Source organism: Bacillus sp. B15-48 (genome assembly GCF_016879755.1).
Taxonomy (GTDB): domain Bacteria; phylum Bacillota; class Bacilli; order Bacillales; family Cytobacillaceae; genus Mesobacillus_B.
The window spans coordinates 740,873-757,731 of the sequence record NZ_WOFU01000002.1; the positions used below are offsets into that span (position 1 = coordinate 740,873).

The 16,859-nt window shown below is 38.9% G+C and carries 15 protein-coding genes, 1 tRNA gene, 1 riboswitch and 1 other annotated feature; of the genes, 1 reads left to right on the forward strand and 15 read right to left on the reverse strand.

Features of this window, described 5'->3' with window-relative positions:
* Window positions 1-45: 45 nt before the first annotated feature.
* From ilvN to GNT69_RS09315, 13 genes are all read right to left on the reverse strand, one after another.
* A complete protein-coding gene (gene ilvN, locus GNT69_RS09255; RefSeq protein ID WP_203554659.1) occupies window positions 46-561 on the reverse strand; it encodes an acetolactate synthase small subunit in 516 nt (171 codons plus the stop codon).
* A complete protein-coding gene (gene ilvB, locus GNT69_RS09260) occupies window positions 558-2,276 on the reverse strand; it encodes an acetolactate synthase large subunit (protein ID WP_203554660.1) in 1,719 nt (572 codons plus the stop codon). Before ilvB ends, ilvN begins: the two co-directional genes overlap by 4 nt.
* 117 nt (window positions 2,277-2,393) lie before the next feature.
* Window positions 2,394-2,657 (reverse strand) — a binding site (T-box leader).
* Between the two features lie 582 nt (window positions 2,658-3,239).
* Window positions 3,240-3,313, reverse strand: a tRNA-Arg gene (locus tag GNT69_RS09265).
* A 135-nt stretch (window positions 3,314-3,448) separates the two neighbouring features.
* Complete coding sequence (locus tag GNT69_RS09270) at window positions 3,449-3,967, reverse strand: metallophosphoesterase family protein (RefSeq protein ID WP_203554661.1); 519 nt, start codon at window positions 3,965-3,967, stop codon at window positions 3,449-3,451.
* Window positions 3,964-4,566 (reverse strand): XTP/dITP diphosphatase, encoded by a 603-nt coding sequence (locus GNT69_RS09275; RefSeq protein WP_203554662.1) that lies wholly within the window; start codon window positions 4,564-4,566, stop codon window positions 3,964-3,966. Before GNT69_RS09275 ends, GNT69_RS09270 begins: the two co-directional genes overlap by 4 nt.
* Window positions 4,567-4,577: 11 nt before the next feature.
* Window positions 4,578-5,333 carry a ribonuclease PH gene (gene rph, locus GNT69_RS09280; protein ID WP_203554663.1) on the reverse strand — a complete coding sequence of 252 codons (756 nt, stop codon included), beginning with the start codon at window positions 5,331-5,333 and terminating at the stop codon, window positions 4,578-4,580.
* A gap of 124 nt (window positions 5,334-5,457) precedes the next feature.
* The gene (locus GNT69_RS09285; protein WP_203554664.1) at window positions 5,458-6,537 is read right to left on the reverse strand and encodes a GerMN domain-containing protein; all 1,080 of its coding nucleotides are present in this window, start codon (window positions 6,535-6,537) and stop codon (window positions 5,458-5,460) included.
* 161 nt (window positions 6,538-6,698) lie between these two features.
* Window positions 6,699-7,493: a glutamate racemase gene (racE, locus tag GNT69_RS09290; protein WP_203554665.1), complete on the reverse strand. Its 795-nt coding sequence runs from the start codon at window positions 7,491-7,493 to the stop codon at window positions 6,699-6,701.
* Between the two features lie 9 nt (window positions 7,494-7,502).
* Entirely contained in the window at window positions 7,503-7,952 is a 450-nt protein-coding gene (locus GNT69_RS09295) for a MarR family winged helix-turn-helix transcriptional regulator (RefSeq protein WP_203554666.1), read from the reverse strand.
* 152 nt (window positions 7,953-8,104) lie between these two features.
* Entirely contained in the window at window positions 8,105-8,329 is a 225-nt protein-coding gene (gerE, locus tag GNT69_RS09300) for a spore germination transcription factor GerE (RefSeq protein WP_026572264.1), read from the reverse strand.
* Between the two features lie 959 nt (window positions 8,330-9,288).
* Window positions 9,289-10,050, reverse strand: a complete 762-nt coding sequence (gene sdhB / locus GNT69_RS09305; RefSeq protein ID WP_203554667.1) for a succinate dehydrogenase iron-sulfur subunit — start codon at window positions 10,048-10,050, stop codon at window positions 9,289-9,291.
* Between the two features lie 6 nt (window positions 10,051-10,056).
* Entirely contained in the window at window positions 10,057-11,814 is a 1,758-nt protein-coding gene (gene sdhA, locus GNT69_RS09310) for a succinate dehydrogenase flavoprotein subunit (protein ID WP_203554668.1), read from the reverse strand.
* A 60-nt stretch (window positions 11,815-11,874) separates the two neighbouring features.
* Window positions 11,875-12,483 (reverse strand): succinate dehydrogenase cytochrome b558 subunit, encoded by a 609-nt coding sequence (locus tag GNT69_RS09315; protein ID WP_203554669.1) that lies wholly within the window; start codon window positions 12,481-12,483, stop codon window positions 11,875-11,877.
* A 440-nt stretch (window positions 12,484-12,923) separates the two neighbouring features.
* Between GNT69_RS09315 and GNT69_RS09320 the strand changes: the two genes are divergently transcribed.
* On the forward strand, window positions 12,924-13,373 hold the full coding sequence (locus tag GNT69_RS09320; protein WP_203554670.1) for a YslB family protein: 450 nt from the start codon (window positions 12,924-12,926) through the stop codon (window positions 13,371-13,373).
* A gap of 64 nt (window positions 13,374-13,437) precedes the next feature.
* On the opposite strand, the gene GNT69_RS09325 is transcribed toward GNT69_RS09320, so the two are convergent.
* Entirely contained in the window at window positions 13,438-14,667 is a 1,230-nt protein-coding gene (locus tag GNT69_RS09325) for an aspartate kinase (protein WP_203554671.1), read from the reverse strand.
* 115 nt (window positions 14,668-14,782) lie between these two features.
* A riboswitch (Lysine riboswitch) is annotated at window positions 14,783-14,961 on the reverse strand.
* Window positions 14,962-15,028: 67 nt separating this feature from the next.
* Window positions 15,029-16,801: an excinuclease ABC subunit UvrC gene (gene uvrC / locus GNT69_RS09330; RefSeq protein ID WP_203554672.1), complete on the reverse strand. Its 1,773-nt coding sequence runs from the start codon at window positions 16,799-16,801 to the stop codon at window positions 15,029-15,031.
* Window positions 16,802-16,859 lie beyond the last annotated feature (58 nt).

The following is a 16,859-nucleotide window of genomic DNA, read 5'->3' on the forward strand; positions in this document are numbered from 1 at the left end:
TCAGCATTTAGTGCTTTTATTATTTTACAATAGTTTGGAATGATTTTAAACTATTGAAAAATTTTTATTTTGATTTGTTCGTTGGCTGCTTCGTGGGAAAGCTGTTGCTCCTGTACGAGCCATTTCTTTAATCCCATATGGTTTGACAAGTGCAACAAAGGCCTCGATTTTGTCTGATTCACCTGTAATTTGAATAATCAGACTATCCTTCCCGACATCGATAACAGATGCACGAAATGGCTCGATTAAAGAGTATATTTCATTTCGTGTTTGGGGTGGAGCTTGAACTTTAATTAGTGCTAACTCACGAGCTACGACCGCCTGTTCACTAATATCAGCTACTTTTAATACATCTATTTGCTTATTGAGTTGTTTTGTAATCTGTTCGATGATTCGATCATTGTCTACATGAACAACACAAGTGATTCTTGAGATTCCTTCCTGTTCTGTGTGTCCAACGGATATGCTTTCAATATTATAGTTCCGTTTAGAAAACAAGTTGGTAATCCTGTTTAACACCCCAGGCCGGTTTAAAACAGTTAGCGTAATGATTCGTTTCATTTTTTCACCCCCACCATTTCTTGATGCCCTTTTCCAGGTGCAATCATTGGATACACATTCTCCTTGCTATCAATTCGGAAATCAAGAAGAACAGGTTCTCGGTCGTTCATCACTTTTGTTAAAATGCTTTCTGCTTCCGTTTCTGAAGTGACTTCATATCCTTTGATTCCATATGCTTCCGCTAATTTTACGAAGGAAGGCTGAACAGAAATCTTGCTATGTGAGTATCGTTCCTGATGAAATAACTCTTGCCACTGCCTTACCATTCCAAGTGAATGGTTGTTAAAAATACAGATTGTTACCGGTAGATTAAATTCTTTAATCACAGCTAGTTCTTGTGACGACATTTGAAACCCTGCATCCCCAATCACAGCTACTACACGAGCAGAAGGTTGTGCGAACTGAGCACCGATTGCAGCTGGAAGCCCGAAGCCCATCGTGCCAAGACCACCCGAGGTAACTAAAGTGTTTGGCTTTTTCAACGGATAATATTGAGCCGCCCACATTTGATGTTGCCCAACATCTGTTACAACGATTGCCTCTCCGTTTGATTTTTCATATAGCAATTCCATTACCTTCTGTGGTTTAAGTGGTGATTCTTGATTATCATACCAGAACGGATATTCCTTTTTCCATCCTTGAACTTTTTCTAACCATTCACCACTTTCAGACACCTTCCCTTTTTGCTTAATAAGCATGCTCAGCGCTTCTTTTGCATCACCAACAACCGGGATGGCAGTCGGTATATTTTTACCAATTTCAGCAGGGTCAATATCAATGTGAGCCACTGTTGCATTTGGAGCAAAATCACTTAATTTCCCTGTTAATCGGTCATCGAACCGAGCACCGATATTGATTAATAGGTCTGATTCGTGCAAGGCCATATTCGCGGCGTAGCATCCGTGCATCCCGGCCATCCCTAGTGACAATGAATGGTCTGCTGGAAAACTGCCAAGCCCTAAAAGGGTGTTTACAACCGGCAATTGTTGTTGTTCAGCATACTCGCGAAGCAAGTCCGAAGCTTTTGCAAATAAGACACCCGCACCTGCTAAAATGACTGGTTTTTTAGCTGAACTGACAGCTTCCGTTAACTTACGAATTTGTAAATAATTTGGTTCAATTGTTGGTTGGTAACCTGGAAGGAAAATTTCCGGTTCTTCCGGCCGCTCAATTGTTCCTGATGCCACATCTTTTGGAATATCAATTAACACCGGCCCAGGACGACCAGTCGTTGCGATGTGAAACGCCTCTTTAACAATTCTCGGAATATCTTCAATGTTTCTTACTTGGCAATTGTACTTTGTGATTGGTGTAGTAATCCCAAGAATATCTGCCTCTTGGAATGCATCTGTTCCAATTACTCCTGTAGCAACTTGCCCCGTAAAAACGACTAGTGGCAATGAATCCATCATCGCATCCGCAAGCCCTGTAACAATATTTGTAGCACCTGGACCTGAAGTGGCAATAACAACCCCAGCTTTGCCGCTGACTCTTGCATACCCCTCCGCAGCATGGATTCCACCTTGCTCGTGACGTGGCAAAACATGCATGATGTCACAGTCGTAAATTTTATCATAGATTGGGAGCACTGCTCCTCCTGGGTATCCAAAAATCACTTCTACCTTTTCCTTCTTAAGAGCATCAAGTAAAAGGTCCGAACCTGTTACAGATACAGAATCAGCTTTTGCTTTAGTAAAGGCAGTTTCTTGCAACATTCATCCCAGCCTCCTAACGTTTTTTTTGAATAATTTGCAACTTTTTAGCAGTTGCTTAATAGAATTTTTTTACAATAAAAATAGCCTTCTCATCTCCACATGCCTACCTAACGTAGGCAAAGGGATGAAAAAGGCTATAATCACCTGTTCCACGGTACCACCCTTATTCACGTAAGCAGTTTTGCTCTACGTGCACTTAAGGACTATGTTTCAAGTCCGCTTTGGTAACGGGTGGCTTACACCCGATCGGCTTTACTAGTTTGTCATTCAAACCGATGCTCGGAGGGGAGTTCATTTCATAAGCCAACACCGGTTCACAGCCACACCCGGCTCTCTGTAGATGGTCATCACAAAACTACTTATCCTCGTCAATGCTTTTTCTTATTCACATGATATCGCCATTATAATACATCTATTGCTTTTTTCAATATGCTTATTCTTTCCATTAAACGCTTTAAACGATTAAAATCTCATCGTGCAGAAGATGTCGAAAGTTATAAATAGCTCATTTAAGCCCTTATGAGATGTGAGACTTTCTTTTTAGAAAAATCATTTAATTGAGGACTATCTTACGCTGATTTTGAGGTTACGTCAATATCATTTTATAAATTTTCGATAATTTTGATTAATACCTCCTTATGCATCCGCTTACATTTCGGATTTTTACGCGTTTATTTATTAACGGTCTTTTTTCATTAAAAAATTGATGTTAGGAGGCTAAAAAAATTCTACATAAAAAAACGGCAATATTTTGAAAGGCGGATGGAAAATAGTACCTTACTTCCATCCTCTTTCTATTTATTAATTTACTACACTTACAGGATTTTCATGTAAGAAAGTCTTCACATTGCCAGTGGAAATATTTAACAACCAATGCAGATTAGTAAAGATAACCAGTGCTAAATTTTAAAAAAACGCCAACCCGTGAAGGATTGGCGTTTTTTTATAAAAAGACATTTAGAGCGTCCCAGGAGAGATTCGAACTCCCGACCGACGGCTTAGAAGGCCGTTGCTCTATCCAGCTGAGCTACTGGGACATGTTTTAAAAATATTTGTTTCTTAAGGACAAGATTTATTATATTAAACGAACACCGGAAAGTCAACAGGTTTATATATTTTTTAAAAAATAGAGGAAGACTTCACTTCCTCTATTCATTATATACGTGTACCCCTTACTTTGAAACCGAAAATTCTTCGGTGAGCGAGTCTAACTTTCCTCGGTCAATATCGTATACGTGAAGAAGAGCTTTTTGATTGGTTAGTTCTAGAATGACATACGTCCGCTCACGCCGTCCACGAGGAAGCCTAACGCTCCCAGGGTTAATAAATAAAACATCTTTAATCATCTCGGCACCTAGTAGATGAGAATGACCAAAACAAACGATATTCGCTCCTAATTCTTCCGCTCGATACGAAAGCCGTAGCAAACTAGATTTTACCGAATACAAATGACCATGAACGACCAAAATTTTATACTCAGCAACCTCGACAATCACTTCTTCTGGAAAATCTCCATAAAAATCACAATTTCCTTTTACTGCTATGTATCCATTAATCGACTCATGATTATCTGTAAGTTCAGAATCCCCACAGTGAATCATTTGATTGACTTCCTGCTGATGTCTCAATTTGAGCTCTTCTAACATTTCTGTTGAACCGTGACTATCACTAACGATTAAGATTTTGCTCATGATTGTCCATCCACTAAAGAAAGATTCGCCTCTAATTTTTGAATCGCTTTCGCTCGATGACTAATTTTATTCTTTTCTTCAGGGGCTAGCTCTGCCATTGACAATCCTTTCTCGTCAACAAAAAAGATTGGATCATACCCGAAACCATTCGTTCCTTTCCGCTTCAGCAAAATTCTTCCTTCACATGTACCAGCAAATGTCTTCGTTTCCCGATTAGGACGAGCAACGGCAAGTACACACCTAAATCTTGCCGTTCGTTCGTTCTCTCGGATGTCTTGCAATTCAGTTAGCACTTTATCAATATTCGCCTCATCATTTTTTTCTGTTCCAGCATAGCGGGCCGAATAAACACCAGGCCGCCCTTCAAGAGCATCGACTTCGAGACCGGAGTCATCAGCAATGACCATTTTCCCTACAATATTCGCAATTGTTTCTGCTTTTATAATGGCATTTTCCTCAAAAGTCGTACCAGTTTCCTCAACATCTTCGATTTCAGGGAAGTCTAGCAATGTTTTCACACTCAAACCTTTCGCATTGAAAATCCGTTCAAATTCTCTAGCTTTGCCCCTGTTTTTCGTAGCAATGATTACTTCTTCCATATTCAATCTCCTTACCCTTTTTTGACCTTATCAATATTTGCAAGTACTTCTTCACCGAGCGCTTGTTTTTGAAACTCAAAAAGCTCCATTAAACCACCTTGTGCCCCTTTTAATAATTCATGAAGTTGGTCATAGGAAAAAGTTGCTTCCTCCCCTGTTCCTTGTAGCTCAACAAACTCGCCATTTCCAGTCATAACGACATTCATATCCACATTCGCCGTTGAATCTTCAATATAATTTAAGTCGACGACTACTTCTCCACTTTTAAGGATTCCGACACTCGTTGCAGCTAAATAATCAATAATTGGCCAAGCCTTCAGTCTTTTATCTATATAAAGCTTATTCAATGCCATTGTTAAAGCAACAAAAGCCCCCGTGATTGATGCTGTCCTCGTTCCGCCATCCGCTTGAATAACATCACAATCAATCCAAATGGTTCGTTCGCCAATTGCATCTAAGTTCACAACTGATCGTAAAACACGACCAATTAAACGTTGAATCTCCATCGTCCTACCCGTTACTTTCCCTTTCGACGATTCTCTAATGTTTCGCTTATCCGTCGCCCTTGGGAGCATTGAGTATTCAGCAGTGATCCAACCTTTTCCTTGCCCCCTCATAAAAGGCGGGACCTTTTCTTCAATGCTTGCAGCACAAATCACTTTCGTTTCACCTACTGTAATAAGTACGGACCCTTCAGGATGCTTTAAATAATTTGTTTCAATATGTACAGGCCTTAATTGCATCGGTTCACGCCCATCAAAACGCATAGACAAAATTCCTCCTTTTCATTCCAACCCACGTAATTTGTGATGCTAAAAACACGATAAATAAGAGGCAGCCCATTTGTCTGCCTCTTTTTTTGTCTTTATTAGTATAACAAAAAATCACCTTTTAAAAACTACCTGTGTTTACATTTTCAGGACGTGAAACTGGTTCAGCAAGTTTTCTTCCATTATCTGTTACAAGATCTGCTTCCCCATTGACAGTAACAGCAACACGATCAACCCCTTGTTGTTCTGTAATGGAAAGAACCAATGTATTTAAAACATGCTCGGATACAATTTTTTCTTCTTCAAAGCTCCCATAGATGGATTCATTAAAATCAAGAGTCGCCATGCCATCTTCGATTTTAGGTTCATCAATAAGCTTTACCCCTGTTTGAAATTCAGAAAGTAAACCTGTACCATACCCAGGACCTGCCGCTAACTCCTTGACGATTGACTGGATATCATTCGGATGATTATTCTCAACCCGCTTCGTTACCGGTACATAATAATAGTTTTCTGGCTCACCACCGATATAATAGACGGTAATTGCTTTGGAATTAGTCATATCGACAACTCCTTCTGTGTTTACATTAATCCCATCTGCCCTGCTTAACACTTCCCGTATTGGCGTTCCATTAACAGGCATGCTATCTAGCTCTTTCCCATTTATTTGTAGTTTCACGTGGTCAATTGATTCAAATTGAGTCAATGTCCATGTTACAGCTTGAAGAATCCTTAATTCGTCCTCCGCATTATAAGAGCCAAATTCATTAGAAAAGTCAACAATTGCTGTCCCTTCTTTAATGTTAACGGTCATAGTTGTATCAGCAGGCAATACCGCCCTAAATCCATTTGGCAACAGATCTTGAACAGGTCCATTTACAACTAAATGATCAAGCGCCTGTTTAGCTACACCATCTGTTTTAGGTAGGTTTAACGTTTGTGAAACAACATATCCATTTTTGTCAATCAAATACAATTCTGTCGGAACCGTTAATTCCACCGCCTCTTCAGTTGCCTCCGAATCCATTTCTGTCCCGTTAGACTCTTCCACTTCTACTTCACTTTCCTCCAAATAAGATACATCTTGTGGCGGATCTATTTGTTTCTTTTCTCCCCCTCCAAATAACCCACAGCCCGAAAGAAATACCGCCGTCGCGATTGTTGCTACCATGACAAAGGTTGCATTTTTATTTTTAGACATGAAATCCCCTCCATTAGACAGTTTGTACTATCATTTATACGAGACCAATGCAAAATTAGACCGGCTTGACCGTTTTTTTTATAAAAAGAAGAAAAGAATGTTTCACTTCATTCCTAATTCCTTCCAACAATAAAATAAAAAAAGCCCCCTGTTTGGGAGCGTTAAAGATGAATGGTATTTACGTTCGTAATCGGCCTTTCAAGCCATTGAGTAGCAATATCTGAAAAAATCACTTTTGAGCCTGTAGTAAAAAATTCATGGTTCGGTTCTTCTCCACGTTGATTTAACATACGGTTATGATGAAGAATTGTACTGACTTCACGAGCAGTTTCTTCCCCAGAACTAATCACATTGACTTCCGCCCCCATAACTTTTTTAATTAAAGACTCAAGAAGAGGGTAATGTGTACAGCCTAAAATAAGTGTGTCCAACTTCTCTTTTTTTAATGGTTTAAGGGTTTCTACAACGACTCTTTGGGCAACATGTCCATCATTTTCTCCACTTTCAACAAGCGGAACAAATTTAGGGCAAGCCAAAGCAAATACATTCGTTCTCCTGTTAATCGCTTTTAGAGCATGCTCATAAGCTCGACTTTTAATCGTTCCTTCCGTTCCAATAATCCCTATGTTATAATTACTCGTTATTTTTATCGCTGTACGAGCACCTGGGTCAATGACACCAATAACTGGAATAGCCAGCTCTGAGCGAATTTCCTCGAGGGCAACAGCTGTAGCAGTATTGCAGGCAATCACCAACATTTTTATCTGTTTTTCCATTAAAAAGCTTGTCATTTCCCATGTATACCTTAACACTTCAGTAGCAGGTCTCGGTCCGTATGGACAACGTGCGGTGTCACCAAGATAGACAATTTGCTCATAAGGCAGCTGTCTCATTACTTCTTTTGCAACGGTCAATCCACCAACACCTGAATCAATTATTCCAATCGCTCTGTTCAAAATCTCGCCTCATTCTTCGCGCATTTCCTGATGTAATTTTTCAAGACTATCCTTTAAAACGACAATTTGCTCATCCGAGAAATTAACCAAAAGGGCTTCTAAATATTGCCGACGTTCTTTAATGACCTCATCGATAATCCGTTTTCCCTCGTCGAGCAAGTGAATACGGACCACTCTGCGATCATTTGGATCCTTTACTCGAATGACAAGGTGGCTCTTTTCCATGCGATCCACTAAATCGGTTGTCGTACTAAACGCTAAAAACATTTTATTCGACAATTCCCCAATTGTCATATCCCCATCTTCAAACAACCATTGTAATGCCACAAATTGCGGCGGGGTAATCGAATAATCCTTTAATATTTCTCTACCCTTCTGTTTGATGATCCCAGATATATATCTTAATTCCTTTTCGATCCTTGCAACTACTCTATTATTCTTTGTTTCCTCGAGTTCCATGTGATTAACAACTCCTAAACTCTATCGGTGCTCTTATTTTCTACGATTTTCAAAAGAATTTCAAGAAGAAATGCAGCCTTGCAATATGCAGGCTGCATTTCTTTTCGCTGAAAAATTGATAACCGACTCCTTACGAAGACAATCGGTTTACATCAAAGTTCTAGCTCTCCCATTCGAAGGAGCTCTACAACAGCTTGAGAACGCCCCTTAACGCCTAATTTTTGCATGGCGTTTGAAATATGATTCCGAACCGTTTTCTCGCTTATAAATAATTCACCAGCGATTTCTTTCGTTGTTTTGTCTTGAACCAACAGTTCGAATACTTCTCTTTCTCGTTTGGTGAGTAATGGCTTGTGAGTATAATCGTTCTCCTTCAAGTATAGTAACCCTCCTTGCCTTCGCCAGCTGTGAACTGCGGGGTGGGTGTATATTTAGTCACGATATCTTATGTAAGAATGAGATACAGAGTGACTACAAATCCTTGATGGAGCAACAATTTAACAGAATATGGGCAGTTATTTTGAAATTATTTACATTTCTGACTCAAAAAATGCATTTTACCTTTATTAAAAACTTAAACAGGGCACCTCCCTCGAATTTTCCAAGGAAAAATACCCTGTTTGCAAATTGATTATATACGCGCACTTTTGAATTAAGCATATAAAGCTTCCGCAGTTTCTACCTCACTTTCATATTCTTCAAATCTTTTTTCGCCTAAAGTGATCGCAGCATCAACGGTGATTAGTTTTTATGTTTTCCGAAAAGAACACCCGTGCAGGGCAAAGCCCGTTTTTAGACATGGGATGAATTTTCGGTTAGTGATAGCCAGAACATTCGTTCCTATAGTATAATATTCCTGTATAAGTTGTTCTTTGAAAACTGGATATATGGGGTTGTGACAAGAAAGGCTTTGTCACGTAAAATATCCAAGCATCATTTGCCCTGCACTTGCTGAAGTAGCAAAAACCAAGCAAAGTAAGCAAGTACAGTGAGTTCAAATGTACAAGTTTGCACCACCGCAGGAGACTCACGCCATTGGCACTGCTAACCGTCGGTGCGACGGGGATAGCCTGCTAAAAAACTGAGGGATACCTCGGTGTTCGCAGGAATCTCGTTACTTTAGTGACGAGTAGTTCAAGAAACAAAGCAATTGAGTGAATTAATTCGTCTCATCCCAAAAGAAAACTTAAAGAAATTCTATGAAAATACGTTTCGGTCTCTATCTTATCCAAGGACTCATGACGAAGAAGACCTAGTTAATACAATGTTGGTGATGCTAGATAATAACTGCGAGATAAAAAATCCCCTTTCCATATAAGAAAGAGGATTTTTTTAATTATACTTGATCACTGCCAAAGAAATTTTTGAAAGCTTGAACACTTGTATCACGATTTAAAGCAGCGATTGACGTCGTCAACGGGATTCCTTTTGGACAAGATTGAACACAGTTTTGTGAGTTTCCACAATTTGCAAGTCCACCATCTCCCATAATCGCTTCTAAACGTTCTGCTTTGTTCATTGCACCTGTTGGATGGGCATTAAAAAGACGAACTTGTGATAATGGCGCTGGCCCAATAAAGTCAGCTTTATCGTTTACGTTTGGACAAGCTTCCAAACAAACCCCACAAGTCATACATTTGGAAAGCTCATAAGCCCATTGGCGCTTCCCTTCAGGCATACGCGGCCCTGGTCCAAGGTCATACGTCCCATCAATTGGAATCCAAGCTTTCACTCGTTTCAATGAATCAAACATTCTGCTACGATCTACTTGAAGATCGCGAATAACTGGGAATGTTGTCATTGCCGCTAATCGTACAGGCTGCTCTAATTGATCAATTAGAGCCGTACAAGATTGGCGTGGCTTTCCATTTACGATCATTGAACAAGCTCCGCATACTTCTTCAAGACAGTTCATATCCCACGAAATTGGTGTTGTTTTTTCCCCTTTAGCATTCACTGGATTTCGACGAATTTCCATTAAAGCCGAAATAACATTCATATTCGGACGATAAGGGAGAACAAATTCTTCGTCATAAGGGGCTGAATCAGGAGTATCCTGACGGGTAATGATAAAACGGACAGTTTTATTTTCAGACATACCTTCTTAATCCCCCTTTTTCTTTGTGTAATCACGCTTACGCGGTGTAATTAAAGAAACATCGATTTCTTCATAATGGAAAGCTGGTTTCTCATCAGGAGAAACAAACTTAGCCATTGTCGTCTTTAAAAATTCTTCATCATTACGATCTGGGAATTCTGGCTTATAATGCGCTCCGCGGCTTTCATCACGCATATAAGCACCAATCGTAATTACACGGGCAAGATGAAGCATGTTTTCAAGCTGGCGTGTAAATGTCGCACCTTGGTTGCTCCACTTCGCTGTGTCATTAATATTTATATTTTGATAGCGTTCTAACAGCTCAACAATTTTATCATCTGTCTTCAAAAGATTTTCATTGTAACGAACGACTGTCACATTATCAGTCATCCATTCTCCTAACTCTTTATGAAGGACATAGGCATTTTCAGTTCCGTCCATTGACATGATTTTATTCCACTTTTCTTCTTCCTGCTTAACATAGCCATCGAATACAGAAGAGGAAATTGCATCGGAACTCTTTTCAAGACCTTTAATATACTTAACAGCATTCGGCCCAGCTACCATCCCTCCATATATAGCAGAAAGCAATGAGTTTGCTCCAAGACGGTTAGCACCATGCTGTGAATAATCACATTCTCCGGCTGCAAACAAGCCTGGAATATTCGTCATTTGGTCATAATCAACCCAAAGCCCACCCATAGAATAATGGACAGCTGGGAAGATTTTCATTGGAAGCTTACGAGGATCTTCCCCTGTGAACTTCTCATAGATTTCAATGATTCCACCAAGTTTAATATCTAGTTCCTTCGGATCTTTATGAGAAAGGTCAAGATAAACCATGTTTTCACCATTGATCCCTAGTTTTTGATTTACACAAACATCAAATATCTCACGTGTAGCGATATCACGAGGCACAAGGTTTCCATATGCAGGATATTTCTCTTCCAAGAAATACCATGGTTTTCCATCTTTATATGTCCATACACGTCCACCTTCACCACGTGCAGACTCACTCATTAAGCGTAGTTTATCATCACCAGGAATAGCCGTTGGATGAATTTGAATCATCTCACCATTCGAATAATATGCCCCTTGCTGGTAAACGATAGATGCTGCTGAACCTGTGTTAATAATCGAGTTCGTAGATTTTCCAAAGATAATCCCTGGTCCACCAGTTGCCATAATGACAGCATCTGCTGAGAATGATTTGATTTCCATTGTTTTAAGGTCTTGTGCAACAATCCCTCGACAAATTCCGTCATCATCCAGCACGACCCCTAAAAATTCCCAACCTTCGTACTTTGTGACAAGTCCTGCTACTTCATGTCGACGAACTTGTTCGTCCAATGCATAAAGCAACTGTTGACCTGTTGTCGCACCCGCAAAAGCAGTACGGTGATGTTGTGTTCCACCAAAGCGACGAAAATCTAGTAATCCTTCTGGGGTACGGTTAAACATAACTCCCATACGGTCAAGTAAATGAATAATTCCTGGTGCTGCCTCACACATCGCTTTAACAGGCGGCTGATTCGCTAAGAAATCACCACCATAAACGGTGTCATCAAAGTGAATCCAAGGGGAGTCTCCCTCACCCTTAGTATTTACAGCTCCGTTCATACCTCCCTGTGCACAAACGGAATGAGACCTTTTAACTGGTACAAGCGAAAATAATTCGACCGTGTTCCCTTGCTCAGCAATTTTAATCGTAGACATTAAACCAGCTAGTCCGCCGCCTACTACAATTATATTACCTTTACTCATCGTGACTCACTCCCTTAATCCTAAGTCGCCTTAATAATCTGTATTTTAATAGATTCTTATTTAGATAAATGCCACGAGTGTACTAATACCCATAATAGATAGAATAATAAATACTCCAATAGTTACATAAGTAGAAATAACTTGTGACCGTGGTGTAACAGTGATTCCCCAGCTAACTAAGAAAGACCATAGTCCATTAGCGAAGTGGAAAATTGCTGAAAGAATCCCAATCACGTAAAATGCGAACATGAATGGCGAAGCTAAAATATCAACCATCATTTGAAAGTTAACTTCTGCGCCAAATGCTTTGGCAATTCGAGTTTCCCAAATATGCCACGCAAGGAATATTAACGTAATAACCCCTGTCCACCGCTGAAGCTTAAACATCCAGTTGCGGAAGAATCCAAATCTACCAGTATTGTTCTTCGCTGTAAACGCGATGTAAATACCGTAAATTGCGTGGAATATTAGTGGTAAATAGATTACAAAAACCTCTAAAAAGATGAGATAAGGAATACTTTCCATAAATTGTGTTGCTTGATTGTAAGCTTCCTCTCCTCTGACGGCAAAATTATTGATCACAAGGTGCATAATTAGGAATAATCCAACAGGAATAACCCCAAGCAACGAATGTAATCTTCGCCAATAAAATTCTTGATTTCTTGCCATTATGTATACCCCCCTTTGAAAATTTAAAATGATGTCAAGGTCGAAAAATGTTGATTGATTTTCAAACCCTACCATCGTGAAAATAATAAAAATTATTTCTTACAATATTGTGACAAGTCCATTTTACTCTCATAAGGATTGACCGTCAAGAAAACGTATACAGAAAAAATGACTATATAAATAAAATTTTTGAAAAATACCGATATTTTACACTTGAACTCAACAAAGTTATATGTCCTTTAAAAAAATATACAAGGATAACTTTCGCATTTATGGAAAAAACTTTAGATTATTTATTATACAAATTAGAATAGACCTCATTCGACAAAGAAAAAATAAACAAATCATCATCGAAAAAAAAAACAAAAAACATTCATTAAACTGACTTCATTTTCATTAAAATTGTAATATAATAGAATAATAGAAAGAGGGGGACGCACTTGAGTGAACTACCAAATTTAAATAAATATAACGACAGCTCACAACCTTCTGTTTCCCATTTTGGTTATGAATTAATTAGAGAAGTACTACTTTCTGAACTTCTCGGGAAAGACGCACCTGAAATTCTCTATTGGGCCGGGAAAAAATTAGCTCGGAAATATCCCCTTAGCAGTCTAGAGGAAATCATCTCCTTTTTCTATGAAGCAAATTGGGGATCCCTCTCTATTAGAGAAGAAAAACGCCGTGAATTAGTGCTTGAACTTACCGGGGATATGATTTCAAACCGCCTAAGAAGAGATAAAGACTCAACCTTCCAACTTGAAGCCGGCTTTTTAGCCCAACAAATAGAACTGGAAAAACAGGTGACTGTTGAAGCGTACGAGCATCCTCATAAAAGACTAGATAAGATTTTGTTCACAATTAAATGGGATATTAAGGATCCTAAGTAAAACCTAAACGAAAAAGCTTTCTTTACGGGAAAGCTTTTTCGTTTTTTTACATAATCATTCAATCTTAAGCATTTACTGGAAGTTTCGAAAGCTCGAATGCATCATGAAGTGCCTCAACTGCTTTCACCATTAACTTCTCATTCACAACTGTTGAAACCTTTATTTCTGATGTACTAACCATTTTCACTAATATTCCTTCTGCGGCCAGTACTTCAAACATTTTCGCTGCAACTCCAGGATTTGAAACCATGCCAGCACCGACAATTGAAACCTTTGCTAATCCTGACTCGAATTCAACCGATTCATAATTCAGCTTTTCTTGATTGTTCTTAAGTACACGCAATGTTTCTTCTAAATCATTGCTTTTAATTGAAAAAGAAATGTCCGTTTTTTCTGCTTTAGAGCCACTTTGAATGATAATATCAACATTTAACTGATTGTCAGCTAGAGTAGAAAAAATCGTTGGTAAACTCGCGATCGTGTTATCTACTCCAATCACTGACACCCTAGTAATTTGATCTTCAAATGCTATTCCACGGACAACTAAATTTTGTTCCATTTCAAATTCCTCCTCAATAACCGTTCCACTTTCTTTATCGATACTCGAGCGCACTTCAAGTTTCACCCCATAATTTTTTGCAAACTCAACCGCACGAGGGTGAAGTACGCCTGCCCCCAAATTAGCTAATTCCAGCATTTCATCATAAGAAATGCCCGCTAATTTTCTTGCACCGTTTACATATCGGGGATCTGTCGTAAATACACCTGTTACATCTGTAAATATATCGCACTTATCCGCATTTAGTGCAGCCGCAAGCGCAACAGCAGTTGTGTCTGAGCCGCCTCTCCCTAATGTAGTTATTGCTCCTTCTTTTGTCACTCCTTGGAATCCTGCAACAATCACTATTTTCCCAGCAGCTAATTCCGATTTGATGTTTTCACTGTCAATCTTCATAATCCTCGCATTACCATGTACGGATTCCGTAGTTATCCCCGCTTGCCAGCCAGTATATGATATCGCCTCTACGCCTTTTTCCCTTAGAGCCATCGCTAACAAAGAAATCGTTACTTGTTCACCTGTTGTTAAAAGCATATCCAGCTCTCTTTTATTAGGTGATGCTGAAAGGTCGTAAGCCATTTTAACTAATTGATCGGTTGTTTTTCCCATTGCTGAAACAACAACGACAATGTCATTCCCATTTTTTCTTTCTTCAATTACTCGGTTCACTACGTTTCGTATTTTGTTTACATCTGCAACCGATGTTCCACCAAATTTTTGTACAATCAGTCCCATTTCAGATTCCCTTCTTCCTGTGGTTAGTCATGTAGCTTTTTTCCACAAACAGAAAAAAGCAATGAGGATATCTCATTGCTGTGATGACGTAATAAAAATAAAGAATACGCTCGCACAGTGAGATAGCTCTCCAAGACGAAATTATCTTGACAATCCTGCATTTATTTAATACAGAACCAGCAAGGAAAGTAATGAGTCATTTCCTAACTTCGGCGAACATCCCTTTCAAAACCTTTCATTGAATCTCATTATTCTCCAGGTTCTACTCATGAGGTTCGCGCCTCTATCTTCACTTTATTAAACTAAAGTGATTTATTAAATTGGTTTTCATTATAACATATGAATTTCAAGGGTGACAATCTTATTCTAATAATTTACTCCTTAGCTCCTCAGCAACTTTTTCTGGGAGGCCTGCTTGTGTAAAATCTTCCACGCTCGCTTCCCGCATTTTTTTTACAGAGCCAAAATGTTTTAACAACATTTTCTTTCTCTTTTCCCCAATTCCAGGAATATCATCAAGCAATGATTGAAAAGCATTTTTCCCTCTTAACTGCCGATGAAAAGTGATGGCAAAACGGTGAACTTCATCTTGAATTCGTTGTAATAAATAAAACTCCTGACTATTCCGTTCGAGGGGAATCACTTCTAACGGATTTCCATATAAAAGCTGGGATGTTCGATGTTTTTCATCCTTTGCCAAACCCGCAACTGGAATCATAACGCCTAGCTCATTTTCTAAAACATCTCTCGCCGCTTCAATATGTCCCTTCCCTCCATCGATTACGATTAAATCCGCAAGTGGTAATCCTTCTTTTAACACACGTGAATACCTTCTGCGAACAACTTCCCGCATCGATTCATAATCATCAGGTCCTTGAACTGATTTAATTTTATATTTTCGATATTCCCTTTTCATAGGTTTTCCATCGATAAACACAACCATTGCTGAGACAGGATTCGTTCCTTGAATATTTGAATTATCATAAGCTTCAATACGATGTGGCGTATAGATTCCCATTTGTTTGCCGAGATTTTCGATTGCTTTGATTGTGCGTTCTTCATCTCGTTCGATTAAAGAAAATTTCTCTTTCAATGCGATACTCGCATTTTTGCAAGCAAGCTTAACGAGGTCTTTTTTCTGACCACGCTGTGGCTTCAGGACTTTTACTGCTAAAAGGTGTTCAGCCATCTCTTTATCAACAGTATCCATTATAAGAATTTCCTTCGGTTTAAAATGTTCAGGCAACGAATAAAATTGACCAAGAAAGGTTAAAATTTCTTCCTCAGGTTCATTATAAATCGGAAACATTGATACTTCTCTTTCAATCAGTTTTCCTTGGCGAATGAAGAAAACTTGTACACACATCCAGCCCTTATCGACAGCATAGCCAAAAACATCTCGATCAGTGAAATCTGTTGTCGTCATTTTCTGCTTTTCCATTGTCGCCTCGATATGGACAATCTTATCACGAAATTCCTTCGCCCGTTCAAAATCAAGTTCATCTGCTGCAGCGACCATTTTCTCAGCAAGTTCTTTCTTTATTTCTTTGTAGCCACCATTTAAAAATCGGACAATCTCATCCGTCATAACTTTATATTCATGCTGTTCGACCGGATTCACACAAGGAGCTAAACATTGCCCTAAATGATAATATAGACAAACTCGATCGGGTAATGTAGTACATTTTCGAAGAGGATAAATTCGATCAAGAAGCTTTTTTGTTTCGTTCGCAGCTTGTACATTTGGATAAGGCCCAAAATATTTCCCGCTGTCTTTCTTTACCTTTCGCGTAATAATTAAGCGAGGATGTCGTTCAGATGTTAATTTAATGAAAGGATAACTTTTATCATCTTTTAACATGACATTGTACTTTGGGTTATATTTTTTTATTAAATTCATTTCAAGGATTAAAGCTTCCATGTTTGAAGATGTAACGATATATTCGAGGTCGGCAATTTCATTTACTAGTCTCTGCGTCTTACCATCGTGTGACCCAGTAAAATAAGAGCGGACCCTATTTTTTAAAATTTTTGCTTTCCCCACATAAATAATTGTCCCTTGTCGATCCTTCATTAAATAACATCCCGGTTGACCAGGTAACAATGTTAATTTATTTTTAATGACTTCATTCATGTTGTTCACCCCCAAAAGAAACGCCCTTCGTAGCTGAAACTATCCTCATCTCCCATGA